This window comes from Brevundimonas sp. SL161, from assembly GCF_049896985.1.
Taxonomy (GTDB): domain Bacteria; phylum Pseudomonadota; class Alphaproteobacteria; order Caulobacterales; family Caulobacteraceae; genus Brevundimonas.
The window spans coordinates 1-1,148 of sequence record NZ_JAFCVJ010000077.1; the positions used below are offsets into that span (position 1 = coordinate 1).

The 1,148-nt window shown below is 64.6% G+C and carries 1 protein-coding gene; it reads right to left on the bottom strand.

What is annotated here, in order from left to right:
• A partial coding sequence (gene tuf, locus ACP7AU_RS17685; RefSeq protein ID WP_426052275.1) for an elongation factor Tu occupies window positions 1-1,148 on the bottom strand: 1,148 nt, incomplete at both ends.

Below are 1,148 nucleotides of genomic sequence, written 5' to 3' on the forward strand. Positions count from 1 at the left end.
CCGCCTTCACGGATGGCGAAGCGCAGGCCCTGGTCCATGGCGATCGGGGTGATCAGTTCGACGTTCAGCTCGGCGTTGTCGCCGGGCATGATCATCTCGACGCCTTCCTTCAACTGAACGATGCCCGTCACGTCCGTGGTGCGGAAGTAGAACTGCGGGCGGTAGTTGGTGAAGAACGGCGTGTGACGGCCGCCCTCTTCCTTGTTCAGGATGTAGGCTTCGGCGACGAACTTGGTGTGGGGCGTGATGGAGCCCGGCTTGCACAGGACCTGGCCGCGCTCGACGTCTTCACGCTTGGTGCCGCGCAGCAGCACGCCGACGTTGTCGCCCGCCTGGCCCTGGTCCAGCAGCTTGCGGAACATTTCCACGCCCGTGCAGGTCGTCTTCTGGACCGGACGGATGCCGACGATCTCGACCTCCTCACCGACCTTGACGATGCCCTTTTCGATACGGCCCGTGACCACGGTGCCGCGGCCCGAGATCGAGAAGACGTCTTCCACCGGCATCAGGAACGGCAGGTCCAGGGGACGGGCCGGCTGCGGGATGTAGTCGTCGACGGTCTGCATCAGGGCCAGCACCTGCTGCTCGCCGATTTCCGGGTTCACGCCGTCGGTCGCGGCCTTGGCCGAACCCATGGTGATCGGAATGTCGTCGCCCGGGAACTGGTAGGACGAAAGCAGCTCGCGCACTTCCATCTCGACCAGCTCGAGCAGCTCGGCGTCGTCGACCAGGTCGACCTTGTTCATGAACACGACCAAGGCGGGCACGCCGACCTGACGGGCCAGCAGGATGTGCTCGCGGGTCTGGGGCATCGGGCCGTCGGCGGCCGAAACCACCAGGATCGCGCCGTCCATCTGGGCGGCGCCGGTGATCATGTTCTTCACATAGTCGGCGTGGCCGGGGCAGTCGACGTGGGCATAGTGACGGGCAGCCGTCTCATATTCCACGTGCGCGGTGTTGATCGTGATGCCGCGGGCCTTTTCTTCCGGCGCCGCGTCGATGTCGGCGTAGTTCATCGCCTTGCCGCCGCTGGCCTTGGCCAGAACCATCGTGATCGCAGCCGTCAGCGTCGTCTTGCCGTGGTCCACGTGACCGATCGTGCCGATGTTGCAATGCGGCTTGTTACGTTCGAACTTTTCCTTGGCCAT